The 26,914-nt window shown below is 49.2% G+C and carries 26 protein-coding genes, 1 tRNA gene and 1 pseudogene; 8 read left to right on the top strand and 20 right to left on the bottom strand.

Features of this window, described 5'->3' with window-relative positions; all coding sequences use genetic code 11:
* Positions 1-314: 314 nt before the first annotated feature.
* The 6 genes from purL to RYZ26_RS18555 form a co-directional block, all read right to left on the bottom strand.
* Entirely contained in the window at positions 315-2,507 is a 2,193-nt protein-coding gene (purL, locus tag RYZ26_RS18580) for a phosphoribosylformylglycinamidine synthase subunit PurL (protein WP_317684753.1), read from the bottom strand.
* Positions 2,504-3,193: a phosphoribosylformylglycinamidine synthase subunit PurQ gene (gene purQ / locus RYZ26_RS18575; RefSeq protein WP_317684752.1), complete on the bottom strand. Its 690-nt coding sequence runs from the start codon at positions 3,191-3,193 to the stop codon at positions 2,504-2,506. The genes purL and purQ overlap by 4 nt, the downstream gene beginning before the upstream one ends.
* Positions 3,194-3,289: 96 nt before the next feature.
* Complete coding sequence (purS, locus tag RYZ26_RS18570) at positions 3,290-3,529, bottom strand: phosphoribosylformylglycinamidine synthase subunit PurS (protein WP_317684751.1); 240 nt, start codon at positions 3,527-3,529, stop codon at positions 3,290-3,292.
* A gap of 72 nt (positions 3,530-3,601) precedes the next feature.
* A complete protein-coding gene (purC, locus tag RYZ26_RS18565) occupies positions 3,602-4,369 on the bottom strand; it encodes a phosphoribosylaminoimidazolesuccinocarboxamide synthase (RefSeq protein ID WP_317684750.1) in 768 nt (255 codons plus the stop codon).
* Between the two features lie 125 nt (positions 4,370-4,494).
* Positions 4,495-5,634, bottom strand: a complete 1,140-nt coding sequence (locus RYZ26_RS18560) for an HD domain-containing phosphohydrolase (RefSeq protein WP_317684749.1) — start codon at positions 5,632-5,634, stop codon at positions 4,495-4,497.
* Between the two features lie 161 nt (positions 5,635-5,795).
* Positions 5,796-7,754, bottom strand: a complete 1,959-nt coding sequence (locus RYZ26_RS18555) for an acetoacetate--CoA ligase (RefSeq protein WP_317684748.1) — start codon at positions 7,752-7,754, stop codon at positions 5,796-5,798.
* 171 nt (positions 7,755-7,925) lie between these two features.
* Here RYZ26_RS18555 and RYZ26_RS18550 point away from each other — a divergent pair, with 171 nt between their 5' ends.
* From RYZ26_RS18550 to RYZ26_RS18540, 3 genes are all read left to right on the top strand, one after another.
* On the top strand, positions 7,926-8,486 hold the full coding sequence (locus RYZ26_RS18550; protein WP_317684747.1) for a gamma-glutamylcyclotransferase: 561 nt from the start codon (positions 7,926-7,928) through the stop codon (positions 8,484-8,486).
* An 86-nt stretch (positions 8,487-8,572) separates the two neighbouring features.
* Positions 8,573-9,058: a cache domain-containing protein gene (locus RYZ26_RS18545; protein ID WP_317684746.1), complete on the top strand. Its 486-nt coding sequence runs from the start codon at positions 8,573-8,575 to the stop codon at positions 9,056-9,058.
* The gene (locus tag RYZ26_RS18540; protein ID WP_317684745.1) at positions 9,055-9,765 is read left to right on the top strand and encodes a substrate-binding periplasmic protein; all 711 of its coding nucleotides are present in this window, start codon (positions 9,055-9,057) and stop codon (positions 9,763-9,765) included. The genes RYZ26_RS18545 and RYZ26_RS18540 overlap by 4 nt, the downstream gene beginning before the upstream one ends.
* Before the next feature lie 20 nt (positions 9,766-9,785).
* Here the strand turns inward: RYZ26_RS18540 and RYZ26_RS18535 are convergent, their stop codons facing one another.
* Positions 9,786-10,142 (bottom strand): hypothetical protein, encoded by a 357-nt coding sequence (locus tag RYZ26_RS18535; protein ID WP_317684744.1) that lies wholly within the window; start codon positions 10,140-10,142, stop codon positions 9,786-9,788.
* A 112-nt stretch (positions 10,143-10,254) separates the two neighbouring features.
* Complete coding sequence (locus RYZ26_RS18530) at positions 10,255-11,241, bottom strand: 2-hydroxyacid dehydrogenase (protein WP_317684743.1); 987 nt, start codon at positions 11,239-11,241, stop codon at positions 10,255-10,257.
* 154 nt (positions 11,242-11,395) lie between these two features.
* On the opposite strand from RYZ26_RS18530, the gene RYZ26_RS18525 reads away from it, so the two are divergent.
* Complete coding sequence (locus tag RYZ26_RS18525; protein WP_317684742.1) at positions 11,396-11,905, top strand: SH3 domain-containing protein; 510 nt, start codon at positions 11,396-11,398, stop codon at positions 11,903-11,905.
* Between the two features lie 7 nt (positions 11,906-11,912).
* Here the strand turns inward: RYZ26_RS18525 and RYZ26_RS18520 are convergent, their stop codons facing one another.
* Complete coding sequence (locus RYZ26_RS18520; protein ID WP_317684741.1) at positions 11,913-12,914, bottom strand: YeiH family protein; 1,002 nt, start codon at positions 12,912-12,914, stop codon at positions 11,913-11,915.
* A gap of 185 nt (positions 12,915-13,099) precedes the next feature.
* On the opposite strand from RYZ26_RS18520, the gene RYZ26_RS18515 reads away from it, so the two are divergent.
* Both RYZ26_RS18515 and RYZ26_RS18510 read left to right on the top strand, forming a co-directional pair.
* Positions 13,100-13,561, top strand: coding sequence for a hypothetical protein (locus RYZ26_RS18515; protein WP_317684740.1), 462 nt, complete (start codon positions 13,100-13,102; stop codon positions 13,559-13,561).
* Positions 13,562-13,630: 69 nt separating this feature from the next.
* Positions 13,631-15,085, top strand: coding sequence for a TrkH family potassium uptake protein (locus tag RYZ26_RS18510; protein WP_317684739.1), 1,455 nt, complete (start codon positions 13,631-13,633; stop codon positions 15,083-15,085).
* A gap of 7 nt (positions 15,086-15,092) precedes the next feature.
* On the opposite strand, the gene RYZ26_RS18505 is transcribed toward RYZ26_RS18510, so the two are convergent.
* The 9 genes from RYZ26_RS18505 to RYZ26_RS18465 form a co-directional block, all read right to left on the bottom strand.
* Complete coding sequence (locus tag RYZ26_RS18505; protein ID WP_317684738.1) at positions 15,093-15,668, bottom strand: hypothetical protein; 576 nt, start codon at positions 15,666-15,668, stop codon at positions 15,093-15,095.
* A 54-nt stretch (positions 15,669-15,722) separates the two neighbouring features.
* Positions 15,723-16,646: an Hsp33 family molecular chaperone HslO gene (hslO, locus tag RYZ26_RS18500; RefSeq protein WP_317684737.1), complete on the bottom strand. Its 924-nt coding sequence runs from the start codon at positions 16,644-16,646 to the stop codon at positions 15,723-15,725.
* An 88-nt stretch (positions 16,647-16,734) separates the two neighbouring features.
* A complete protein-coding gene (gene argF, locus RYZ26_RS18495; RefSeq protein WP_317684736.1) occupies positions 16,735-17,643 on the bottom strand; it encodes an ornithine carbamoyltransferase in 909 nt (302 codons plus the stop codon).
* 6 nt (positions 17,644-17,649) lie between these two features.
* Positions 17,650-18,819, bottom strand: a complete 1,170-nt coding sequence (locus tag RYZ26_RS18490; RefSeq protein ID WP_317684735.1) for an aspartate aminotransferase family protein — start codon at positions 18,817-18,819, stop codon at positions 17,650-17,652.
* A 117-nt stretch (positions 18,820-18,936) separates the two neighbouring features.
* A complete protein-coding gene (locus RYZ26_RS18485; RefSeq protein WP_317684734.1) occupies positions 18,937-19,473 on the bottom strand; it encodes a gamma-glutamylcyclotransferase in 537 nt (178 codons plus the stop codon).
* 423 nt (positions 19,474-19,896) lie between these two features.
* On the bottom strand, positions 19,897-20,310 hold the full coding sequence (gene folB / locus RYZ26_RS18480) for a dihydroneopterin aldolase (RefSeq protein ID WP_317684733.1): 414 nt from the start codon (positions 20,308-20,310) through the stop codon (positions 19,897-19,899).
* 9 nt (positions 20,311-20,319) lie between these two features.
* Positions 20,320-21,072, bottom strand: a complete 753-nt coding sequence (locus RYZ26_RS18475; protein ID WP_317684732.1) for an SDR family oxidoreductase — start codon at positions 21,070-21,072, stop codon at positions 20,320-20,322.
* A 20-nt stretch (positions 21,073-21,092) separates the two neighbouring features.
* Complete coding sequence (locus RYZ26_RS18470; protein ID WP_317684731.1) at positions 21,093-22,070, bottom strand: calcium/sodium antiporter; 978 nt, start codon at positions 22,068-22,070, stop codon at positions 21,093-21,095.
* 109 nt (positions 22,071-22,179) lie between these two features.
* A complete protein-coding gene (locus RYZ26_RS18465; protein WP_317684730.1) occupies positions 22,180-22,875 on the bottom strand; it encodes a cytidylate kinase-like family protein in 696 nt (231 codons plus the stop codon).
* A gap of 220 nt (positions 22,876-23,095) precedes the next feature.
* Here RYZ26_RS18465 and RYZ26_RS18460 point away from each other — a divergent pair.
* Together RYZ26_RS18460 and RYZ26_RS18455 are read left to right on the top strand one after the other, a co-directional pair.
* Positions 23,096-23,186 (top strand) — tRNA-Ser (locus RYZ26_RS18460).
* A 162-nt stretch (positions 23,187-23,348) separates the two neighbouring features.
* A complete protein-coding gene (locus tag RYZ26_RS18455) occupies positions 23,349-24,557 on the top strand; it encodes a tyrosine-type recombinase/integrase (protein ID WP_317684729.1) in 1,209 nt (402 codons plus the stop codon).
* A 138-nt stretch (positions 24,558-24,695) separates the two neighbouring features.
* Here the strand turns inward: RYZ26_RS18455 and RYZ26_RS18450 are convergent, their stop codons facing one another.
* Entirely contained in the window at positions 24,696-26,669 is a 1,974-nt protein-coding gene (locus RYZ26_RS18450; RefSeq protein WP_317684728.1) for an AAA family ATPase, read from the bottom strand.
* Positions 26,669-26,815, bottom strand: a pseudogene (locus RYZ26_RS19975) (helix-turn-helix domain-containing protein); the annotation flags it as partial. The pseudogene RYZ26_RS19975 and the gene RYZ26_RS18450, both read right to left, overlap by 1 nt.
* Positions 26,816-26,914 lie beyond the last annotated feature (99 nt).

Genomic DNA, 26,914 nt, shown 5'->3' with positions numbered 1-26,914 from the left:
CCGATATGACAAAACGATGTTAAGCTTTCTCGGCTTCGTTCAGGTCACATCAATTCGGGTTTGGGTAAAGCACTTTGTCAACAGAACCTAGAAATATCTTAACAGACCGTCCCATATATACAATCTAACACTGTCTATAAAAAAGAGCCATTCCTTTAAGCTCATCTATGGTAATTTGTGACAGTTACGAAAAAACCCTATCCTAATAACAGGAAAGGGTTTTTCTGTTTCCCAGCGAAGGCCGAAATCTTTTTCAACATAGAACGAGACAGTATCCAAGAGGTCCCGACCTGCGCCGGGACACTGTTGGGAACTTACTCACCAGCAGCCATATAGTCTGGCATCCAGTTTTCGTGCAAAGACTTAAGCTCGGCAACGCCAACAGCTTCACCGCCAAGCGTTACGTCCGTACCGCCTGTTTTACCGATGATGGCCGCAGCAACGCCTGCTTCACCTGCTTTGGCAACAAACGCCTCAGCTTGATCGGCAGCAACTGTCACGATGTAACGGCCCTGATCTTCACCGAAGAGCCATGCATCCGTGCTTTCCACGTCAGCCGGGATGTCGATAGAACAACCGATGTTGCCTGCCATGGCCATTTCAGTGACCGCAATTGCAAGGCCGCCATCTGAAATATCGTGACATGTATCCAGCCCGCCCAAGATTTCTTCGCGAACGAAGTTACCTGTTTTCAGTTCTGCAGTCAGATCAACGAGAGGCGGTGCCCCTTCTTCGCGACCACAAATCACTTCGAGGTAGCGGGAAGAGCCGAGCCAGCCTTTGGTGTCACCCAGAACGATGATTGCTTGATCATCTTTCTTGAACGCAACAGTGGCTGCCTGATCGATATTCTTGATCAGACCAACCGCGCCCAATGTTGGGGTTGGCAGGATGCCCTGACCGTTGGTTTCGTTATACAAAGACACGTTACCGGAAACGATGGGATAATCCAGCGCACGGCATGCTTCGCCGATCCCTTCGATACAGCCCACAATCTGACCCATAATCTCTGGGCGTTCCGGGTTACCGAAGTTCAGGTTGTCGGTCACAGCCAATGGCTGGGCACCAACAGCTGTGATGTTACGATAAGTTTCCGCAACGATCTGCTTGCCGCCTTCGTGCGGGTCCTGATAGCAGTAACGCGGGGAACAATCAGAAGTCACCGCGATGCCTTTGTTGGTTTCATGCACACGAACAACCGCACTATCCCCACCGGGACGGCCGACAGTATCGCCCATCACCATATGGTCATATTGTTCCCAGATCCAGCGTTTGGACGCCATGTTCGGATGTGCAATCAGTGTTTTCAGCGCATCGATACGGCCAACCTTGCTGTCCACATCACTTGCAGCCAGTTCAGCCGGACGTTCTGTTTTCACCCAAGGACGGTCATATTCAGGGGACGCGAGCGCCAGCGGATCAATGGGCAGATCACCAACGGTTTCGCCGTGCCATTTCAGAACCATGTTACCTGTATCCGTCAGTTTACCGATGACGGCAAATTCCAGGTCCCATTTGTCCATGATGGCTTTGGCTTCGGCTTCCATACCTGGCTTCAGAATCACAAGCATACGTTCCTGTGATTCAGACAGCATCAGCTCATACGGTGTCATGCCTTCTTCACGCATCGGGACCTGATCAAGTTCAAGTTCCACACCAACGCCGCCTTTGGACGCCATTTCGAAAGAAGATGATGTCAGGCCAGCAGCCCCCATATCCTGAATGGCAACGATGGACCCTGTCTTCATCAGCTCAAGCGTTGCTTCAATAACAAGTTTCTCGGTGAACGGGTCACCAACTTGTACAGTAGGACGCTTTTCTTCGCTGTCTTCAGTGAATTCAGCCGACGCCATGGTCGCGCCGTGGATACCGTCACGACCTGTTTTGGAACCGAAGTACACAACCGGGTTGCCCACACCAGCAGCCGCTGAATAGAAGATATTGTCGCTGTCAGCCAGACCAACAGCCATGGCGTTAACCAGGTTGTTGCCGTTGTAAGAGCTATGGAATTCACATTCCCCGGCCACTGTTGGGACACCTACACAGTTACCATACCCAGAAATACCGGAAACAACACCGGACACCAGATGGCGTGTCTTTTCATGATCCACATCACCGAAACGCAGCGCGTTCAGGTTACAGATCGGACGCGCACCCATGGTGAAAACATCACGCAGGATACCGCCAACACCTGTCGCCGCACCCTGATAAGGTTCGATGTAAGACGGGTGGTTGTGGCTTTCCATTTTAAAGATGATGGCCTGGTTATCTTCGATGTCGATAACGCCCGCGTTCTCACCCGGACCACAGATGACCCATGGGGCTTCGGTCGGAAGGGTCTTCAGCCATTTTTTAGACGATTTGTAAGAACAGTGTTCAGACCACATCACAGAGAAAATGCCCAGCTCATTCAGGTTAGGCTCACGGCCCATGATCTCAAGGCAGAGCTTCCATTCGTCCTCAGACAGGCCGTGTTCTGCAACGATTTCAGGTGTAATCTCACTCATGACAGCGCCTCCACAAGTGCGTCAAACATTGGCTTGCCGTCTGTACCACCAAGCGCTTTATCACAAAAACGCTCCGGGTGAGGCATCATGCCAAGGACGTTTTTATTTTCATTGAAAATACCCGCGATGTTATTGCGAGAACCATTGATATTCGCTTCATCCGTAACGTTGCCCGCTTCATCACAATAGCGAAAAGCCACCTGACCTTTGTCTTCAATACCAGCAAGGACGTCGTCAGCTGCAAAGAAGTTACCATCGTGGTGAGCAACCGGAATACGGATGGCCTGACCAGCGCTATATTTATTGGTAAATTCTGTCTCTGCATTTTCGACTTTCAGATGAACGTCTTTACAGATGAATTTCAGTTTTGCATTGCGCATCAACACACCTGGCAGAAGGCCTGCTTCTGTCAGGATTTGAAAGCCATTACAAACACCAAGAACACGCACACCCTGGTTGGCTTTTTTCACAACTTCACGCATGATCGGTGAATGGGCTGACATTGAACCACAACGCAAGGCATCCCCGTAAGAGAACCCGCCCGGCAGAGCAATAAAATCAACATCCGGCAAAGACGTTTCCTTATGCCAGACCATCTCGGGCTTGTGGCCCAAGGAATGTTCGATACCGACCAGCATGTCGCGGTCACAGTTCGAACCCGGAAAAACGATTACAGCGGCTTTCATGGAAAGACCTCTCCTTAAATCTGTCATCCCCGCAAAAGCGGGGACCCAGTAAAAACTGGGCCTAGGTTCCCGCTTTCGCGGGAATGACGTTTCGGCTTACTCGACGATTTCCACGTCGAAGTTTTCGATCACTGTGTTCGCCAGCAGCTTCTTACACATGTTTTCGATGTTCTCTTTGGACTTTTCTGCTTCGTCAGTCAGTTCCAATTCGATGTATTTACCGATGCGGACTTCGCCGACACCTGCAAAACCAAGGGTACCGAGTGCATGTTCAACAGCCTTGCCTTGTGGGTCAAGTACGCCGTTTTTAAGGGTCACGTGGACTTTAGCTTTCACTGTTCGCTTCCTTCACTTAAACGTTAAAGCGTGAAAAAGGCCTCACTGCGGGTGAGACCTTTTTAAAAATAATTACTGTACGGTTTCCGTGCCTTTGTGGTCACCGGGACTGTCGCCTTCGATATCGATTCCAAGGCGGCGCGCCACTTCCTCATAGGCTTCACCGACTCCGCCCAAATCCTGACGGAATCGGTCTTTATCCATTTTCTCGCCGGTTTCAGCATCCCAGAGGCGGCAATTATCCGGGCTGAATTCATCAGCCAGAACCAGGCGCATTTCTTCTTTATCAAAGACGCGGCCAAATTCCAGTTTGAAATCAACCAGCTGAATACCGATCGCAGCAAACATGCCGGACAGGAAGTCATTGATACGCAGCGCCATGCCGGTCATTTCTTCCAGTTCCATCGGATTGGCCCAGCCAAATGCCGTGATATGTTCTTCAGAAACGATGGGATCACCCAAGGCGTCATCTTTATAATAGAACTCAACGAGGGAGCGCGGCAGGCGGGTGCCGTCTTTGATGCCCAGACGCTTGGTCAGTGATCCGGTCGCGATGTTGCGCACAACCACTTCCAGCGGCACGATTTCACATTGGCGGCACAGTTGCTCGCGCATATTGATGCGGCGGATGAAGTGGGTTGGGATACCCAAATCGGCCAATTTGGTGAAGACATATTCGGTAATGCGGTTGTTCAACACGCCTTTACCTGTGATGGTGCCTTTCTTTTCTGCATTAAATGCAGTCGCATCATCTTTAAAATACTGAACAATGGTCCCGGGCTCCGGTCCTTCAAAAAGAACCTTAGCCTTGCCTTCATAAATCTGGCGACGACGTGCCATGGCAAACATCCTGCTATATGGAAAAAGTGGCCTTCGTATAGCAGGAGTCCGAAGCCGGGGCAATGATTGATTTCACCCCCTGATTACAGGCAAAAATTATCTGCAAAAAGGCATGAATTTCAAGCTTAGTGCATACCGCTTTCACTGGTGGCATCCAGCAGCAATTCTTTAAAGGCCAAAAGGAAATGCTGATCCAGATGGCTGGGTCCCATATCTTCCATAATATCCATGGCCTGGACAGGGGACATAGGGTCTTTATAGACACGACGATCCGTCAACGCACTGAAGATATCAATGATGGCAGCCATGCGGGCGAGCTCGTTCAGCTCTTTCCCCTTTAGGCCATAAGGATAGCCTGTGCCATCAATCTTTTCATGATGCTGGGACGCAATGATGGTTACCCCACGCGGCAGGCCAACCGTATTTTCCAGAAAGTCGATGGTTTCCGTGACGTGAGAACGCATCACCACCAGTTCGTCATCATCCAGACGCCCCGGTTTATTCAAAACCTGATGCGGGATCATCATCTTGCCCACATCATGCAGCACCCCGCCTGTTGCAAGAATGCTCATGTCATTGCCTTTAATACCGACATGATCGCCAAACAACGACAGGAAAGTCGCAACGCGCAGGGAATGAACATAGGAATAGTTGTCATGCCCCTTCACCCCCTGCAAAAGGTCTTTAAAATTCCCGCTTTGCACCGCTTCAACCAAAGGCTCACAACTGTCCTGAATTTCATCATAGGGCAGTTCTTTCCCTTCGGCGATCAGATCAGCCACAGAGTTAAAGGACGACAGCGTATTTTCCAGCGCCGCTTTCTGCGTCGGCTCCATCATTTCCCATTGGGCTTCCACATGGGCGTTTACCTGATCGGAAATGGCTTTTAACAACGCACTGAAGCGATAAGGCTTCACCAGCGTGCGCACCAAAGGCAGGGTCTTGGACATCTGAATTTGTTCAAGGCTGCTTTTCTTGGCAGTAAAGACAACGGGGATGAGACTTAAAGAGGGTGTGCGGCGCAATTGTTGAAGAATCGCCAACCCACCAGTCGGCCTGATATCTTCATCAATAATAATGGCTGTGGGGTGGAAAGCGCTTAAGGCCTCACTCAACTGGCCCACATCATTGAACGGATGGACGATGTAAAACGACTTCAGTGCCGTGCTGACATCATGCAAGTGTTTTGCATTGCCAGAGACAATGAAGATATCCGTCTTATTTGCCGTTTTGACGCCTTGGTCTTCGCCCACTGCGGTATCCATCTCGTTAACGCCTTATCCCTATTTGCTAGGAACTTATAGATTAACTATACCTCTAAACCCTCCCCCAAATGAATGAGAAATATGTTGAAATTTGTTTCAATATATTTCAACACTCACCCGGAGCGTGTGAGGTTTTGTAATACTACAATTAGGCGTAAGAGTTAGTCAGCATTTAAAGCCTCGATACCCACATAAAGGTCAAGGGCTTCAGGGTTAGCAAGGGCCGTTTTATTCTTCACCGCACGGCCATGGACCACGTCACGAACGGCCAGTTCTGTGATTTTGCCGGACTTAGTGCGCGGAATATCTGCCACCGCAATGACCTTGGCAGGCACATGACGTGGGGTACATCCCGTACGAATCTTGGTTTTAATGGTTTTAATCAGATCTTCATCCAGTTGATGATCCCCTTTCATGACCACAAACAGAACCACACGCACATCATCTTTCCAATCTTGACCAATGACGATACTTTCCTGAATTTCCGGCAAAGCTTCCACCTGGCGATAAATCTCCGCCGTCCCGATACGCACACCGCCCGGGTTCAGAGTTGCATCAGATCGACCATAGATCACGATGCCACCCGTTTGCTTGTCGATACTGATGAAATCACCATGGCACCAGATATTGTCATATTCTTCAAAATAAGCTGCTTTGTAGCGTGCATTATCCGGATCGTTCCAGAACATCACAGGCATGGATGGAAACGCTTTGGTACAAACAAGCTCACCCTTATCCCCCCGGATGGGTTCGCCCTTGTCATCAAAAGTTTCAACCGCCATGCCCAAGGCGCGACATTGAATTTCCCCGCGATAAACTGGGGCCGTCGGATTGCCCAAGACGAAACAGCCCAGAATGTCTGTCCCGCCAGAAATGGAGGCCAGATGAATATCTTCCTTGATATCGCGATAGACATAATCAAAAGATTCCGCCACCAGTGGCGAACCCGTTGACGTCATGGAGAGGACGCTGGACAGGTCATGTGTTTCACGTGGTTTCAGGTCCGCCTTGTTCAGCGCATCGATATATTTGGCGGACGTACCAAACATGGTCATTTTTTCCGCGTCAGCATAGTCAAACAAGATGTTACCTGATGGATAGAAAGGAGAGCCATCATACAGCAGCAATGTTGACTTACAGGCGAGCCCCGCCACCAGCCAGTTCCACATCATCCAGCCGCAAGTGGTGAAGTAAAAGACGCGGGAGCTTTCCCCATTGTCACAGTGGAAGAGGTGTTCACTCACCTGTTTAAAGAGTGTGCCGCCCGTGCCGTGGACGATACACTTTGGTTTACCGGTCGTGCCGGACGAAAACATGATGTAAAGCGGATGGTTAAATTCCACATATTCAAATTCAATTTCTTTGGGATCAAACGCGGCAACAAAATCATCCAGCAAAATCGCATTCGGGATCGCATCAATTTCTGGATTCTCACGCGTATAAGGCACAATCACAGTCTTTTCCAATGACGGGACCTGTTTGACGATGGTCTCAATCTTTTCCAGGCAGTCATGGGACTTGCCGTTATAGTGATAGCCTTCCACTGCGATAAAGACCTTGGGTTCAATTTGCCCAAACCGGTCCAGCACCCCGTTCACCCCGAAATCAGGCGACGTCGATGACCAGATAGCCCCGATGGAGGTCGCCGCCAGCATAGCAATGATGGTCTGGGACATATTGGGCATCAGGGCACAGATACGGTCCCCCTTTTCAATCCCCATGGCACGCAGGGCCTGAGCCAGAACGGAAACTTCTTCATTCAGGCTTTTCCAGGAGAGCGAACTTTTGACCTTATCTTCCCCCCAAAAGACAAGGGCTTCGCTGTCATCATTTTTAGCCAGAAGATTTTCTGCAAAGTTCAGACGGGCATCCGGATAAAACTGAGCCCCTGGCATTTTATCGCCATCGACCAGAACGCGGTCCCCCCAGGTCTGGGCCTTCAGTCCGGCATAATCTTTAAAGCAGGCCCAGAATTTTTCGCGTTCATCGACGGAGAATTGATACAAGTCGTCATAGTCCTGGATATCCAGTCCAAATTCCGCATTCACTTTCTTGATAAAGGCAGTGATTTGAGAAGCCGCAATACGATCAGCGCTTGGCGTCCACAGGCAGGTGTTCATTTCTATATAACTTTCTTGATGAGGGGTCCGGAAATAACAAGATAGCAGAAAAAACCATCTCGAAATTTTAAGAAGTGTAAAATATCACAAACTGTATCAAATGAAACTAATTTTCTATTCTTGATCTTTCCCCCAGACAGGATTAAGACGTCACCAAGGAAGGTTTTACAAATGAAAAATGCATTTTGGGTTTTTGGATATGGATCGCTGATGTGGCGTCCGGGCTTTGATTATATCGATGCCCAGCCTGCAACGCTTGCCGGGTTCGAACGCTCTTTCTGCATTTATTCGCACTATTATCGCGGCACCCCTTCCAGCCCCGGCCTTGTCTTAGGGCTAGATCCCAAAAGTGATGCCTCGTGTCGTGGTGTAGCTTTTCAGGTGGCCGATGAAAATCGCGACACGGTCATTGCTTATCTGACCGAACGCGAATTGTGCGGCTACGCCTATAAGGCGGAAACCCATCCACTGACCCTTGATTGCGAAACGCAGGTTGACGCCTACACCTTTGTCGCTGACCCAGACCACGCCCTTTACGCCGGGGATCTGGGATTAGACAAAGCTGCCAGCCTGATCATGGAAGCCGAAGGTAACGCAGGCCTGAACCGGGATTATCTCATCAACAGCGTGCGCGAACTGGAAGCCCACGGCTATGAAGACCAGCCCCTGCATGACCTGCTAAAAAAGGTTGAATATCTCACCGGCATTATCGAAGCGGGTGCGGGGATTTAACTCCTGCTATTTCAATACCTAAATCTCGAATTCATCCATTAATTGTGTTATAGTACGAGACGGTTAGGAAAAAGATAAGCAGTAGAATGACCAACAAACCCAAACTCTCTATACTTGTAATATTACTAACTTTAGTATTTTCAACAAGCGCAAAAAGTCAGGAACGCGGTAGTCTGAATGATGCAAAATCCATGGCGGAAAAAGCTGTTGCACATATCCAAACCATCGGCCCTGAACAGGCATTTGACGATTTCCAAAATCCCGCCAGCGACTTTATCAAAAATGACCTCTATGTCTTTGTTAACGACATGGACTGTACCTTCCTTGCCCATGGGCTGAATCCCAAATTGGTTGGGCGCAACATCTGGAATCTTAAAAACCCCAGTGGCCGTTATGCCTGTCGCGATATTGCACAAGGGTTATCCAATCAGGACACCATCTGGACAGAATACATTTTCAATGACCCTATAACCCAAAAACTTGCCTGGAAGAAAACCTATTCGATCCGCTATAAAGGCATGATCATAAACGTAGGTGCCTATAATCCCACTCAGAAAGCGATCACAAAATGAAATGGCCATTTGTTATTTCATTAATCCTGACCGTCTGCTTCATACTGCCTGCGCACAGTGCCAACATTTCAATTGCCCTGCCGCACCTGCCTCCACTGATCTCCATTGATGAAAATAAACAGCCTCATGGAGTTTTCGTCGATCATTTAAATGTGCTTTTCAGCAAAAACAATATATCGCCCACCTATATTGTGGTGCCCTGGCGCCGTGCCATGCATAGCGTGGAATCTGGCAAGGCTGATTTGACCCTCCTTGCGACCAACATTGGCTGGGTGCAGGATCATTTTCTCATCACCGACTCTTTAATGAGCCGCAAGATCGTTTTAGTAACCCAAAAATCGATTTCACAGGGCACCATCAAATCCGTGGATGACAGCAGCCAATTGTCTGTAGCCACCGTTTCCGGCGACAGTTTGGAGGTGGAACTCTCAGGTCGAGGCATTCCGCATAAAACATTTCCCACCATTAAAAACGGTCTAAAAATGCTTGTTAGTGATCGCTTCGATGCCATCCTGACCTATCAAAGTACCGCTCAGCATCAGGCAGAATTGCTGGATCTTAAAGATCACATCAATTTCCATTTTGTGCAGAAACAACCGATCTATATCGGACTGAGCAAACGCAATCCGGTTTTAAAAAAGCTCGTTCCACTCCTCAATAAAACCATTCAGGAAATAAAGAAAGCGTCTACGAGCTCTATCAATTAGACGCTATTCCGGTTTTCGTATCAATTTTCAATACCAAAAAGTTTTTTGATGTCTCCCAGTATTTTCACGGAATTCTCATCTTGCAACATTAAGACCCAGATAATCGCGAATACACCAGTGCCTGCAATTAAAATCCGTCTTATCAGTGCGGTTGAACATTTCGTAAGCGATTTAAAACATAGAACCAGCAGAAAAAAGCTAAGCCCGTAAAAATAAATATTACATTGCGCTAACCCCAGGATAAGAGCAATCCCGGACGAGCCGAACAACGCACTACCTTCAAAAAACTTTTTATCGTACTTCAGCCAATCCTGAAAGAACCAACAAATGGCTGATATACCAGCCGACGCTGCAGCAAAAATAATAATATGATCCATAGAAGCCCACCTCAATGTAAAAAGGTCATACCATCATAAATGCACCCCTAGGTTTTACAAAGAAAAAAGCCCTCCATGATAGAAGGGCCTTTAAATGCAGCTTTATCTAAACTTAGTAGAAAGCGTCGATCACACGATCTGGTGGGGTGTGGCCATCGATGAAAGTTTTCATGTTAATGATAACTTTTTCACCCATATCCAGACGGCCTTCGATGGTAGCTGAGCCCATGTGTGGCAGCAGCACAACGTTTTTCATCTTGCGCAGTTTTGGATTGATCGCAGGTTCATTTTCAAATACGTCCAGACCGGCACCTGCCAGTTCGCCTTTTTCCAACATACGGATCAAAGCTGGTTCGTCCACGATCTCGCCACGCGCGGTGTTGATCACGTAAGCATGTTTCTGCAGCAGCTTGAGACGACGTGCAGACAGCAGGTGGTATGTTGCCGGTGTGTGCGGGCAGTTTACAGAGATCACGTCCATACGCGCCATCATCTGATCCAGGCTTTCCCAGTAAGTTGCCTGCAACTCATTTTCCAGATCCGGGTGCACACGGTGCTGGTTGTGATAGTGGATGGACATGCCGAAAGCAGCGGCGCGTTTTGCCACGGCCTGACCAATGCGGCCCATACCGACGATCCCAAGGCGTTTGCCGTTGATACGGTGGCCCAGCATGGAAGTCGGTGCCCAACCTTCCCACTCATCACCTTCGATCAGGTGTACACCTTCAACTAGGCGACGCGGTACAGACAGGATCAGCGCCATGGTCATGTCGGCTGTATCTTCTGTCAGAACACCCGGGGTGTTCGTAACCGTAATGCCGCGCTGACGGGCCGATTTAAGATCGATATGGTCAATCCCTGTCCCGAAGTTCGCGATCAGACGCAGATTCGGTCCGGCTTGCGCCAGAATACCTGCATCAATGCGGTCAGTGAGTGTAGGCACAAGAATATCAGCTTCTTTGACCGCTTCGACCAATTCAGCTTTGCTCATCGGCGTGTCATCAACGTTCAGACGGGCATCAAACAGTTCCATCATGCGGGTTTCAACCGCATCTGGCAGTTTGCGCGTAACAACAACAACAGGTTTTTTCTGGACCATTTTATTCTTCCCTTGGGATTTTTTTTGTAGTTTGCCCCTTTTTTGAGGAGCATCAGGCAAAATATTTACCGATGTTTATAATACGTCAACTATTTCATTGGTACAGTGAACTTACAAGTTTTCGCATTTTTTTTTGAAATATCCGATTTTTGCCATGTCCAGTAAACGTCTTATCGCCTCATTTCTGCTTATTTCCCTGATCACGCTTGGGATTTCGACAGCCGTTGCCCAAGCCAGAAGTGGATCAGGTTTGCCGTTACCACGTTTTGTCACCCTTCGTTCCGGCGAAGTGAACCTGCGTGCCGGGCCCGGTGTTCGCTACCCGGTTGAATGGGTATACAAGAAACGCCACCTCCCTGTAGAAGTGGTGGCGGAATATGACACCTGGCGCAAAATTCGTGACTGGCAGGGCACACAGGGCTGGGTCCATCAGGGCATGCTATCGGGTAAACGCAGCATTATTGTGACGGGCGATCTGCGCACGCTTCGCAGCCAACCTGATACCTCCGCCAATCCGTCTGCCCGCCTTGAAGAAGGTGTCATCGCCCGCCTGCTGGAATGCCCGGGTGGCACCACCTGGTGTAAAATCGAAGCAGACGGCTATCTCGGCTGGCTGCGCAAGGCAGAATTCTGGGGCGTTTATTCCGGGGAAAGCCTGAAATAATCAGGCCTTACATTTCAAATAAAAAGATCGCGGCCAAACACAGGCAGGCAAGAAAGACGGTTTCGGCCACAATAACAGCGACCGGGAAATAACCCACCTTCACCAACGCCCCAAAGGATGTCTTCATCCCGAGGGCGGCGACGGCCGCTACAATGCACCAGCGTGACAGATCGATAAAAAAAGTTGAGATTTCAGCCGGAATCGCAACCATGCTATTCAAGGTCACCAGCGCGACAAACCCCAGCACAAACCACGGAAAGGGCAGTTTCGCGGCCCCACCTCGGGCTTTCTTGCTGTTGATGCGCACCACCATCATGACGACCAAAACAACAGGTAAAAGCATGGCAACGCGCAGCAGCTTGACGATGGTGGAAATGTCACCAGCCTGATCGGAAACGCCATAGCCTGCGCCCACGACTTGTGCCACATCATGGATGGTTGCGCCCAAGAAAATCCCTGTCTGTTGTTCATCCAATCCCAGCAAGGCAGCGATCATAGGATAGAACACCATTGCAATGGTGCTAAGCGCGGTCACCGTGATGACGGTAAAGATGGTATTGCGTTCATTATCTTCATTCTGCGGCAGGACCGATGACAACGCCATAGCAGCAGAGGCCCCGCAAATCGCAACCGATCCGCCACTTAAACAGCCAAACGCACTGCTGGCATCGGTATCGCGGGTCAGGATCAGGCCTAAGATAATCGTCGCGATCACCGAACAGATGACCAAAACCACGGGGCCGATGCCAAGGCCAATCACCGCATCAAAGGAAATCCGAAAGCCCAGCATGGCCACCCCGATGCGCAGGATATTTTTAGACGCCAGATTAATCCCATCCACACAGCGTTCATGGTCCGACAGAAAATTAAGCGCGATGCCGAGCAACAGGGCAAACAGCATGGTCGGCCCGCCATAATGGCTGGACAAAAAGACCGAAGCCACAGCGATCATACCCGCAACCAACAGGCCGGGCGCTTTATCATGATAAAAAGATCGCAGCAATTCCATCAATCAGGGGCTCTCTTCAAAAATTAGATTTAAGGCATATAAAAGTATCATGCCGATAAAATCAACATAACAGCCTGCGATTGGAAAATCTTTCTCATTTGACCGATCACGCAGACGTGTTTTGAATTGATCATCCCAATCCGGCACAATCCAGGAAATCATTTTTCTAATTCACGAGGTTTTCCATGTTGCGTTTTGCCGCTTTCAGCGCTGCTGTTTTGTTTTCCGTTGCTGCCCAGGCCAAAGATGTCCCGGTGATTGAACTGACCCAGACACCCTGTCAGTTTGTCGAATCTGAAAATGGCACGGATCATGGCTATAAATCCACCAAGGCCGAGGACTGCAATACGATTAATGCCAAAACCAAGGCTGATCGCCTTGCGTCTGCTGAACCGCTGACGCTCGCGCCCGGAAAATATATCTTCCGCGTCAAGAACGAAAATGTACCTTACGAGTTGGGTTTCTGGATCCGTGATCATGACTACAACTGGAAAAACCCGATCCATAAAATCACCAAGACCAGTGTTTCCGGCGGCGGCCTGACCACAGGTGTATCCAAGGATTACGAGGTGGAACTGAAACCCGGGACCTATCACTATTCCTGCCCGCTAAACCCGACACCGGATTACACCTTGATCGTAAAATAATCATAGACTTTCCCTAGCTTTTAAGCCAAGAATCCCCTCAATCAAAAACTTGAGGTCCCTTGGCTTAAAATGAAAATTGATCTGCGTCCCATATATTTCATCATTGGCTTGCTGTTGATGACCCTTGCGGTTGGCATGATCGTGCCGATGATTGTTGACTTGGCTGAAGGCAATCCGGATTGGCAGGTCTTTATGCTGTCCTCAGGCGTAACAACCTTTGTCGGGATGGCGCTGATCTTTGCCGGGCGCAGCCGGGACAAGATGTATTTCACCATCCGCCAGGGCTTTATCATGGCGACGTTTAGCTGGTTGATCATGACCATCTTTGCCGCCCTCCCCTTTGCCTTTAGTGAACTGGACATGTCCTACACGGATGCGTTTTTCGAAGCCATGTCCGGCATCACCACTACAGGATCCACCGTCATCACCGGGCTGGATTATGCCCCACCCGGCCTGTTGTTGTGGCGCGCTTTGCTGCAATGGCTTGGCGGGATCGGGATCATTGTGATGGCGGTTGCCATCATGCCCATGCTTCACGTAGGGGGGATGCAGCTCTTTAAGGTGGAAGCGTTTGAAACATCGGACAAAGCGCTTCCCAAAGCCGCACAAATTTCTGCCAGCATTTCAGCCATTTATGTCGGCTTGACCGTCATTTGGGCCTTTGCCCTGTGGTTTGCGGGAATGGATGCATTTGAAGCCATCACCCATTCCATGACCACCATCGCAACGGGCGGTTTTTCCACCTCGGATGGATCAGTGGGGCATTTTAACAGCGGGACCATTGATGCCATCATCACGCTTGGCATGATCGTAGGCTCCCTGCCCTTTATGCTTTACTTGCGCTGTTTGCGCGGAAATTTCTATGCACTGTTTCAGGATAGCCAGGTGCAATGGTTTCTGGTCATCATCTTGTTGCTGATGATGCTGGCAACCGGGTTCTTGTGGGCACAAAAAGGGTTGGACCCTATCCAGGCCTTGCGTTTTGGCGCCTTTAATGTAGTGTCCATCATCACGGGCACAGGCTATGCCACGACCGATTATCAGCTCTGGGGCCATTTTGCCTGGCCGATTTTCTTCTTTATCATGTTTATTGGCGGCTGTTCCGGTTCCACCACCTGCGGGATCAAGATCTTCCGCTTCCAGGTGCTTTATGCTGGTGCAGAAACACAGATCAAACGTCTGTTGGAACCCCACGGCGTCTTTATTCCATATTATAACCGCCGCCCGATCCCGGAAGAGGTTCTGACATCTGTCCTCAGTTTCTTCTTTATCTTCGGGGTGTGTTTTGCCTTGTTGGCCATGGCCTTGGGCATGATGGGGCTGGATTACATCACCGCCATTTCCAGTGCGGCCACAGCCCTTGCCAACGTTGGGCCTGCCCTTGGCGATATCGCCGGGCCAAGCGGAAACTTCCAGACCTTGCCGGATGGGGCCAAATGGCTGATGGCGTCCGGTATGTTGCTCGGACGCCTGGAATTGTTCACCATTCTGGTGTTGTTTATGCCAACGTTCTGGCGCGGGTAAGGGACGCTTATTTCAGGGGCAGGTGATTCTTAATGTTGGTTTCCATCGCGCTATTAAAATCCAGCATCATCTTTTCAACCAGATCAAACCAGGCCTTTTCCCGATCCAGCAAGGATGCATCTTCAGCCAAGCTTGTGTTGCGGTTGGTCTGCGCGGCAGAATAAGCCACGTTGTTCCCATTTTGATCATAGACATCAATGCGAACATTGGCCGCTGTGGTGTAACGTTCTGACTGATCATTGGTAAACAATCCGGTCACGCCGGTTTTCTTTTCCAGCTCAGTCTCAATAGCGGTTGCTTCCAGAATTGTGACCTGCGCAGACCCCGATGTGCCTGCCGCCACAAGGCGGTCATTCACCCAATTGCGAATGGCTTTTTCGGGTGAGGTCGGGAAACGATAAGCAACATTTTTACCTTCTGTCGTTGCCTTGGATTTATCAATCACATCAATGACCGCCACATCCAGCATCAAAGGCTCCAGATGAACATAACTCAATTCCGGCAATATCTGCACCGGGGGATTATTGGGCGTACAGGCCCCAAGTCCAACAACAACCAACAAACCAGCGATCAGGCGTTTCATCTTTACCTCCATTAAGCAACATGTGCCTGATTGAGGCGCAGATCACGCCTGATGTCAATGTTTGACCGCTTTTTCCGCTTCTTTTTCATCGCGCAGTTCCGCCAATCGATCTGCACTAAACGTGTAGTTGGTGGAACAGAAATGACAGGTCACCGTGGTGCCGCCTTCTTCGATCATATCGTTCAATTCCGGTGTCGGCATGCCTTTCAGCGTGTTGACCAGCTTTTCTTCAGAACAGCGACATTCCTGATGAACCGTCGATGTTTCATAAACACGCACGCCATCTTCGTGGAACAGACGATAAGGGATATCTGCAAGCCCCAGTGTGCCATCCAGCATCTCAGCTTCGGTCAGGCTTTTCAGCATAATGCAGGCATGGTTCCATTTTTCTTTAGCCGCATCAATGTCATCAGCTTCATCGGGCAGACGCTGGATCATCACCACGCAAATCCCGTTTTCACCGTAAGCAAGTTTGAAGTCGCTGTCCAGTTGTTCAGAAGCCAGGAAATAGTTATGCACGCAGTCGCTAAACGCACCCGGTGTCAGCGCTGTGATCCCCTGATACGGCTGCATATGCTTGCCCTGATCAACGGTAAAGGCCAGACGGCCGGAACCCAGCAATGTTTCAACATCCGAAGCCGCATTCTCACCAAGGGCTGCAAGCTTTTCTTCATCAAAGCCCGCATAACCACGCAAGCCCCCATCGGATGTAATGTCACTGACCAACGCCGTAATCGGCCCTGCATCATCGCCTTCTGAAATAGCTTGTAGGGAGAAAACACCGTCATACTTCAGACCAGACGCCAATGCCACAGTCAGCCCCATAGCTTCGGACAAAATATCTGCGATGGGTTTCGGGTATTTATGAGCTTCCAAAATGGTTTCAACCGATTTTCCCAGACGGATCACACGTCCGCGCACATCCAGTCCATCAACTTGAAACGGAAGAACACGATCTTCCAACAACTGCTTTGTCATAACATCAATCCACTTAACGACGCTGAGCCTCCATCAACAGGGACAGAGGCTCAGATAACTTTAAAATTTTCCTGTATATAGTCGCTGATTACATCATTGACCAGACCATAACGCCTTTTTGTGCATGAAGGCGGTTTTCTGCTTCATCCCAGACGACCGAATTCGGCCCGTCCATAACAGCATCAGTCACTTCCTCACCGCGGTGTGCGGGCAGGCAGTGCAGGAACAAGGCATCATTGGCACAATTGGACATCAGACCTTCATTCACCTGATAAGGTGTCAGCAATTCAATGCGGCGATCATAATCGTCATCACCCATGGACACCCAGGTATCAGTGACCATAACGTCTGCGCCACTGGCGGCCTGTTTCGGGTCTTTCACGATAGAGATATTGCCACCTTCATTGGCTGCCCAATCGAGGATCTCGCTATCAACCATCAGCTCATCCGGACAGGACAGGCGCAATTCAAATCCGAAACGCGTTGCGGCGTGGATATAACTGTTGGTCATATTGTTGCCATCCCCGACCCAGGTCACAACTTTGCCTGCAATCGGTCCGCGATGTTCTTCGATGGTCATGATATCGGCCATCAACTGGCACGGATGACTGTCATCGGTCAGCGCATTAATCACCGGAATGGTGCAATATTCCGCCATTTCCATCAGCTTGTCATGGGCGTCTGTGCGCAACATAACGCCATCAACCATGCGCGAAAGGACGCGTGCGGTATCCGCAATCGTTTCCCCGCGCCCCAGTTGAGAGCTATCGCCCTGGATCACCAACGGATGACCGCCCAGTTGCACCATGCCCACTTCGAAGGACACCCGCGTACGGGTCGATGGTTTTTCAAAAATCATCGCCAGTGTTTTACCTGCCAGCGGAGCAGTACCACCTGCCACATTCATTCCGCGCTTATAACCTGTCGCGATATCCAGAATGTGACGCAATTCATCTGTTTCAAACAGATGCAAATCCAAAAAATGCTTCGGTTTCATAATCTCTTATCCCGAAAGTTCTGAACAGGACCGCTTTAAAATCGCAATCGCTGCTTCGATATGTTCTTCATGGACCACCAGCGGCGGCAACATGCGCATAACGTTGTCGCCTGCCGGAATAGCAAGCAAGCCGTTATTAAAGCATTGACCAACCAGATCCATATTTGTGACTTTACATTCCAGTGCCAGCATCAGGCCACGTCCACGCACGCCTGTCACCACATCAGGGTATTCTGCAACCACATCTTCCAAACGTGATTTCAACAGTTCGCCCATTTTGGTGACCTGCTCCAGAAAGCCAACTTCCAGAATAACATCCAAAACCGCATTGGCTGCAGCCATGGCAAGCGGATTGCCGCCGTAAGTCGATCCATGAGACCCCGGCGCCATACCGCTGGCTGCTTCGTTTGTTGCCAGACAGGCCCCAACCGGGAAGCCACCTCCAATGCCTTTGGCAATCGCCATCACATCAGGTGTAATGCCTGCCCATTCATGAGCAAACAATTTACCAGTCCGGCCCACACCCGTCTGGACTTCATCCAGCATCAACAAAATACCGTGATCGTCACAGAGTTTACGCAAGCCCTGAAGGAATTGAATATCCGCCGGGCGCATACCGCCTTCACCCTGAATGGGTTCCACCAGCACAGCCGCCGTCTGATCGGTGATCGCAGCCGCTGCTGCGTCCAGATCGTTCAGTGCAACCTGATCAAAACCATCCAGCAACGGGCCAAAGCCTTCACAATGTTTAGCCTGCTTGCCTGCAGACAGCGTCGCCATGGTCCGACCATGAAACGCGCCTTCAAAGGTCAGGATACGATTTCTGGAACTGCCCTTTGCGGCAAAATACTTCCGCGCGATCTTGATCGCGCATTCATTGGCTTCCGCACCTGAATTACAGGAAAAAGCCACGTCTGCAAATGTGTGGTCCGCCAATCGTCGTGCAAACCGTTCCTGTCCCTTGATTTTATAGAGATTGGAACAATGCCACAGTTTTTGCGCTTGCTCGGTCAAAGCAGATACCAGATGAGGATGCGCGTGCCCTAAACAGGTTACAGCCACACCAGCACCAAAATCGAGAAAGCGTTTACCGTCCTCAGCGATCAGGTATACCCCCTCGCCTTTATCGAAAACGACATCAGCCGGGGCATAGGTTTTCATGACAGAATGGGTCATGGTCTTTCCTTTACCACACAATTTGATTACACAAATTTTCCCATTTGGGAAAGCGGACGAGTATCAAGATACAGCCTGCCCCTGTCAATTCGAAAAAGCGCAGTTTTCCTGATTTTTTCAGGTTTTTTGCATGTTTTGAGCCTGCACGCGCTTCAAAATCTCTTCCAGCCCTTCATCGGTGATGGATAATTCGCGTAAATGGCGACAGGTATTCTCCAGATATTCAACCGACGTGCCGCCCGATCCGACCCCTTGCAGGACATAAGCGACCTTTTCATCCAGACTGCAATCCCCCACATACTGATCATGATCCAGTAAAGCGACAAAGGTATAGGCCGAAACAACACGTCCATCGGCCAAGGTTACATCCACCCAGGTGGGCGTGTAGATGTTATTGATCATTTCACGGGCATGGAGATAGTCCATCACCGCGTCTTTTTGGTCCGCTGCAATGCAAAGGGCCACCCCCTGACAGGTCCCCCCCGGATTTAAGCCCATGACCAGACCGGGGACCTCGGGCGTACCCCGAAACACATAGGACAGAATACAGAGGTCGCGATGATACCCATCAAGTTGTGCCTTTTGATTTTCCAGAACATCAAAGCCCGGTGACCACATCAGTGATCCATATCCAAAAATCCAAATGTCAGTCACCGTGAATTTCCATCCTGAAAAATATTTTTTTGCACCTTCATCACAAATGGGATTTTAACAGTTTCGAGTGAGAATCCTAGAGGTTCTGCGGGTCGAATTTTTAATCCACGAAGCCTGTGGATAAGTTTGTGGGTTATTGTTGGAGATGTAGTCCAAGGCCAGTAAAACCGCCACTTCCCTCTGATTGCCTATTTTTTAATCAATCAATTAAGCTATTGTTTTTAAATGATTTTTCATGCGCATTCTTTTCGCAGATTCATTCCTGTCATCTCTTCTTAACGAAAATGAAATGAATTTTTCCTCTTTACAGGATGTGCAAAACTTTGCAGGGGACCCTCTGACGGATTCTCTAGGATTCGCAAAAATCGATTCTTTTGAGGGCTTCAACCCATGGTCCTGATTCCGGCCTGAAAAGCCAATAGTTTACACGTCTGTGTTGAAGCGTTCGATCTCTACACCTACGCTGGCTATGTCCTCAAACACATCCAGTTTTTCCACACGGATGCGTGCGCACTGAACGCGAATATCTTCCAGACAGCTGGCCGCAATTTTTTCAGCCAGCGTTTCACACAAGTTGGTGTGATCGCCTGCAACAATGTCACGCACCTTGTTAGAAACTTGCTCGTAACAGACGACATGATCGATATTGTCGTTATGGTGGCTTTCGCTGACCGTCAGATCCAGATTGACGCGGATACGCTGCGGGGCTTCATGTTCATGGTCATAAACACCGATGGAACAAAGCAACACCAGATCACGAATAAAGACATGACGCACGGATGCCTTTGCATCGGCGATACGAAGCGGTTGGACGTTGTCTGCATTGTAACCAGTCATCAGTGTTTCCTATTCATTAGGGGGCGTATGATTATCCCCTTGGGCCCAGCCCAAATGTTCACCACCATCCAGCGCAATCATTTGCCCTGTCATGGAATTTGCGCCTAGGATATACAACACAGCGTTGGAAATATCCACAAGATCGGTTGGCTTTTTTAGGGCCACGGCCTCATATTGGGCCTTAAAGTCTTCATCTGATTGACGAATATTTTTTAAGGTCGGCCCCGGACCAATGCCATTTACCCGAATATTTGGCGAAAATGCCAGCGCCAATGTCTGTGTCAACGTCCAAAGTGCGGATTTGGAGACCGTATAACTGGTGAAATGCGGATTTAAATTCCACACCCGTTGGTCCACCATATTAATGATGCAGCCTTCATCCCCGTCCAGGGCCTTGGCAAAGGCCTGACACAAAACAAAAGGTGCGCGCAGGTTCACCGCCATATGAAGGTCCCAGCTTTCCTTGCTCGCCGTCAGCGCTGTATCATTTTCAAAGACAGAAGCATTGTTGATCAAACACGTCACAGGCCCCATTTTGCGTGCAACAGCTTTGATCAGCCCTTCCACATCTTTTTCATGAAGAAAGTCAGCACCAAAGATTTCAGCCACCCCACCACGGCTGCGGATATCTTCGGCCAGCACTTCGGCACGTCGGCTGGAACCATGATAATGTATCGCAACCGCCCATCCGGCCTCGGCCAGGCGGGTTGCAATATGGGCCCCAATGCGTTGGGCGGCCCCTGTAATCAGGGCAACTTTCATCCAAAAGACCTTAGCTATTTTTAAGAAAACTGCATCAGCAGGTTTTCTACACCATAAGCCTGTGACGCAATATAGGCAACATAAGCCAACGTAAAGACAAAGCCATAGCGCCGCGTCAAATTCAGTTTGGTCAACATAAACGGCACCAACAGAATGGTTGCGCCCATCATGACCCAGAGATCGAAATCCAGCAGTTGTTGTGCAACAGGCAGCGGTTGAATGATGGCAACAGCGCCCAGCACACCCAGGATATTAAACAGGTTGGACCCAATCACATTGCCCAGCGCTACATCGGTGTGCCCCCGAAGGGCCGCCATGCCCGAAGCCGCCAGTTCCGGCAGGCTCGTGCCGATTGCGATCATGGTCAGGCCAATGACTTCTTCTGAAATCCCATAAAGACGCGCCACTTCTGTGCCGCCAGAGACTAGCAGTTCTGCCCCATAAATCACAGCAGCAATCCCGCCGACGGTCATAACGACCAACAACAATGGATTGTCCGGTGCTTCGATCTCGTCAGCGTCATGTTCATGATGTTCGGCAATTTCCCGATCATCCCCATGGGCTTCGCGCCAGGATGAATACCCAAGGAAGGCGACGAACATGCCAAACAGGATGATACCAGCCGTGCGATCCAGCACACCGAAGGAACAGAGCACGGTAAAGACGAGACTGCAGATCAACAGCACAATTCCATCGCGAAAAATATCACGCGGCTCGCTCAAAATCGGTTTGATCAGGGCCGTAACCCCCAGGATCAGCAAGATATTGGCGATATTGGAGCCAATAATATTGCCTGTCGCAATCCCCGCCGCCCCTTCAAGGGCGGCATCAAGGCTGACGACAAATTCAGGAGCAGACGTGCCCAGCGCCACAATCGTCATGCCGATCACCAGCGGGGAGACGCCAAAACGTCGAGCCAGACCCACCGCGCCTTTTACCAGAAATTCCGCACCGCCCAGCAGCAGGACAAAACCGATCGCGATCAACACATACATCATATTGGGGGGATATCCGCATCCTTATGGAAAAACAGACACAGCTTTGCCATGCCCGCCCCTTAATGTAAAGGGGCGAGGCACAGCTTTGTCGTTTTTTCTCGCATTCTCCCTAGCGATTACTGGTGCCGGTGCGCCGTTTGCTATAGCCCATCATTTCCATAGCCCGCATGATGGTTTCCACGATCTGCTCGTAGTGGGCGAAATGATCGGTATTGATGGTCAGATCAAAATTGGTCGGATCATTAAGCCGTGATTTAAACATCGCCCAGACAAACTGCCCGCGCTCTTTATTGATTTCAGCGCATTTCTTCTTGGCTTCTGTCAATGTCAGATGCTCCCGGTGCGCAACACGTTTGGCACACGCTTCGCGCGACCCCGTCAGTCGAACACGCAAGACATCACGGCCAGCCAAAACCACATGGGCACCGCGTCCCATTATGATCCCCCCTTTGTGATAAATTGCCCGGATCACAGTTACGAGTGCCTGCACATATTCTTCGCGCGACACATTTTTGCCCATGACCATGGCATAAAGCCAGGAATCACTGGCCGAGCTGACCTTTTCATGCAGATTTTTCAGCACGGATTTGTTGACATCAGAACGTTGAGAAATGGCATCCATGATATCTTCATCATAAATTTCCAGCCCCATCCGTTCTGCCAGCATGGTCGCAATGGCATCGCCCCCTGTCCCCAAGTCACGTGACAATGTAATCACCGGATGAAGGGTTTGATCGGTATCTAATGGTGAAACCTCAACAGCGCGTGACAGCGCCTGGATGACACCTTGAACGTCAATGGTCATCGTCTTTCTCCCCTGTTTGAATTGATCAAAAGAAGGAATTTGGTTTATCCCATATTATAGCAAAAAATCGCACATAAGTCTTGTCATGCCCATCATCGGGCAAAAGAAAAGCACCCAAATGCAAAAAAACAGTTGCGGGCGCATTCGGACTTCGCTAGTTTGCGCCCCGTTCCAGCGACTCTGCACAAACGTTTCGTGCAGTTTTATCAAAAGATATCGTGGACAGATGGCCGAGTGGCTGAAGGCGCTCGCCTGGAACGCGGGTATGGGTTAATCGCTCATCGAGGGTTCGAATCCCTCTCTGTCCGCCATTAAAGCCCCGCTCCGGCGGGGTTTTTTATTATCTAACGCTTAAAACCCCTTTATTTACCTTAGCTTTGTTTCCATAGACGTTTCCTGAAGATCGTCATTGTTCATCTCAATCCACTTTGGTATGATGGGTAGGTTGATGGGTAATTATGCGAGTCATTCAGATGGCTAGAGAATTAAATAAGCTTTCTGCAGTTGCGGTACGGAATAAATCAACCCCCGGCCTTTTTGCCGATGGGGGCGGATTATACCTGCAAGTCACTAATTCAGGTGCAAAAACTTGGATTTACCGCTTCATGATTGCCGGGAAACGCCGGGATATGGGCTTAGGCGCTGTTCACACCATCAGTTTGGCAGAAGCAAGAGATGAAGCCTTGCGTTGCCGCCAGCTTGTACGCCAAGGAATTGATCCAATTGAGAAACGAAAAGCAGAACGGCTCTCCGCGCAAGCGGAGGCCGTTAAAGCAATTACGTTTAAAGAATGTGCAGAAACCTATATCAAGACGCATGAACCAAGCTGGAAAAATGCCAAACACATCGCCCAATGGACATCCACACTAAAAACCTATGCCTATCCGGTCATTGGAACACTACCCATTGCAGAAGTCGATACCGGGCTTGTAATGAAAGTCATTGAACCCATCTGGGCTACTAAGACAGAAACGGCCAGCCGTGTACGCGGTCGAATAGAGTCAATTCTAGACTGGGCTACAGTGCGCAAGTATCGCACAGGCGAAAATCCAGCGCGCTGGAAGGGGCATTTAGACCACCTTCTGCCGTCTAAAAGCAAACTGCAGAAAGAAAAGCATCACTCAGCATTACCTTATGATCAGATCAGCGAATTCATGACCGCCTTGAATAAACAGAAAGGCACCAGCGCACGCGCGCTGGAATTTGCAATCCTGACAGCCGCACGCACGGGTGAAGTGATTGAGGCTATGTGGTCAGAAATTGATTTGGAAAATAAAATTTGGACGATCCCGGCAGAAAGAATGAAAGCAGGTAGAGAGCATCGCGTTCCACTTTCTGATACGGCACTCAAAATCCTACAGAACATGTCTGCCAATAAGCTCAATGATTTCGTCTTTCCAGGGAATTCCACAAACCGCCCCCTTTCCAACATGGCGATGCTCACTGTACTGCGTCGCATGAAACGTACAGACATTACGGTACATGGTTTCCGTTCAACTTTCAGAGATTGGGCCGCAGAACAAACCGCCTTCCCCAGAGAAGTTGCAGAAATGGCGCTGGCACACACAATTGAAAGCAAAGTCGAGGCAGCCTATCGCCGGGGCGACTTATATGAAAAACGGAAAAGCTTGATGGATGAATGGGCGGGGTATTGTGCCACTGAAAGGGCGGAAACCACTTGATTTCAAGCCCCCTTCGGACAGCCGGATATCGGACAACATTAGCACAACACATTGAAAACAGTAATAAAACATAAAAAAATATATCCGGAGCGATGTTATTCGCTCCGGACAATTCGGATGCAGAAAAACTGCTAGTTTTTACTGATTTGAAGACCGTAAGCGCTCCAATTCTCGCTTAAACATTACCAGACCAGCCCCTGTCAAACTCTCTGAAGCTTTAAACAGGTTTTGTGCTGTAGAACTTGGAATGCCGTATTGCTCCTCTATTTTGGCATAAGCCATTCCGCAGTCATTTTTCGCAAAGAAAACAAGAGCCATTTTCCTAATCCGTGGATCAATCTCCTCAGCCTCTTCGGTTTTAGAGTCATGACAGAGCTCGTAATGAACCGTCCCTTCGCCATGCACCCTTTTAAGGACGAAGGGCTCCGCATTTTTGCTCCGGGTTCGGTCATATTTAATTGTAACCTGACCGTCCCTCTGAGCTCCGCCATTTTTAGGGGCCATGGAGATAACCACATTGGCAACCCTCTTCTTAGCAATTGAGCCCTGAAGTTCTCCTTCAGCGTTACTGTGATCCAAAATCAAAATAGCAATACCTTTTTGCGTTATGCGGCGAAACCATGGCTGCAACGCTTCAATTCGGGCACCTCCGTCTGGAGTTAGAGATTGGAGGTTATCCAAAATTAACAGTTTTTTGCCTTTAAGGCATTTTTCGACCTCATTCTGCCAAAACTCATCGGTAAGGTTAATTACCCCAGCGGGTTGAGATTTGGCACAGAGAACTGAAAAGCTTGGTCCTCTATACTCGGTTCCACTTCCACGAATGGTTTGAGCAATGATATTATCAAGCTCATCCGGCAACATTTCACCATCGACAAGCAGTACTCCTGTTTCTTGTTCTGGAGACCAGTTACCAATTGAACCTTTGCCGGTTGCAACGACATGTGCAATGGAGGCCGCGAGCCACGATTTTCCTGATTTCTCAGGAGCGTAGAGCCAAACCAGGTACCCCTCTTTCATGAACGGATTGAGAAGCATCTTTCGATCAATATCAGAGCCATGGATTTGGTCCCCTGGCCTGGAGATCAGAACTTTCTGTTCAGAAGCTTTATCCTGCTCAGCCCTCAACCCCTTCACCAAAACATTACGACTTGAAGCAACCTTACAAATGCCTTCAAAATCATGCACTCCTGAATTTTCAAATGTGTAGGTTACGGAACAATTATGTTCTTCACTCAAAACCTTGTGAATTTTCAGCACATTCTCAAGCCCTGCATGATCCAGTTCCATTCGGATTTCACGACCTTGTAGAAAGCTGATTTCAGCCCGGAGAAGGTCTGAGGGACCTTCAGGTAAGGCTGTATGAATCCAATCTAGATAGCGACGCTCTCTCTCAACAGCTACAAACACTTTTCCTGAAATCCAAACAGCCGCCTTTGTATACTTTTCCATAATATCGCGGTTATAGAAAATCGGTTCTTTAAGAAACAACGGGGCCCAAAAAGTACTGGGTCCATTTTTGTCTTTCAAAAGAGTCAGATACATCTCAGCAATTTCACCGTTTGAGGTATGTAACCACGTAACTGTTGCAATTGGATTTCCATCTCGATTGTTGATAACGCGATAGTCATTCTGGTGAGGCCAGCCATAAAATGGTACATTGCCAGATTGATTGTGAAGAGGATACAACTCCTGTTGAAATCCACTTGTTACACGAATTTGCTCATTTGGATTAGTGTCCACAAGAGCATTAAAAAGCTCGGTGGTAGCAGTCTCGTAGTCTTTGTAGTGTACGACGGCATAGAGCGAGATTATCTCTTCGCCATAGTTTCCATTCATAGACATCCACTCACCAGGCTCCATATAATGTCCCCCGCATGGAGAGAATGTGAAGTTAAGCGCAATAATGCCTCCTTCCACATAATACAAGTCTCCAATTCGATAACCACCTGGCAAAATGCGCATCACAATCTTTTCCAAGTTCTGTAGTGCATAAAACCGCACAGCAAATCTTTTATAAACCGATGCTGCATTTGCAGGTAACGGCACAGAATAAGGGTTAAAACGGTAGTAATAGGTGGGCTGGTATGAAGGTGTGTATGTGGTTAGCATTATACATTACCTCCATTTTTTAGGTTGTTAATTAGCGCATGCAGGTCCTCCCGTAGTATTAGCGTGCGTCGCCCGCACTTTACGGTACGTAATTTGCCCTTACCGATTAGTTTATAGAGAAAAGTTTTACCTACACCCAACTGATAGGCGGCTTCCTGGTCCCGTCCCTATAAAATAGAGGATACTTTCTGTTAGACTGAGATCAACAGGAGGAACTTATGAATCTCAAAAAATCAGACGCGTTT

It is taken from the genome of Terasakiella sediminum (genome assembly GCF_033100395.1).
GTDB lineage: Bacteria > Pseudomonadota > Alphaproteobacteria > Rhodospirillales > Terasakiellaceae > Terasakiella.
The sequence above is the reverse complement of the archived record's forward strand: the minus strand, read 5'-3'. Positions and strand labels throughout refer to the sequence as shown.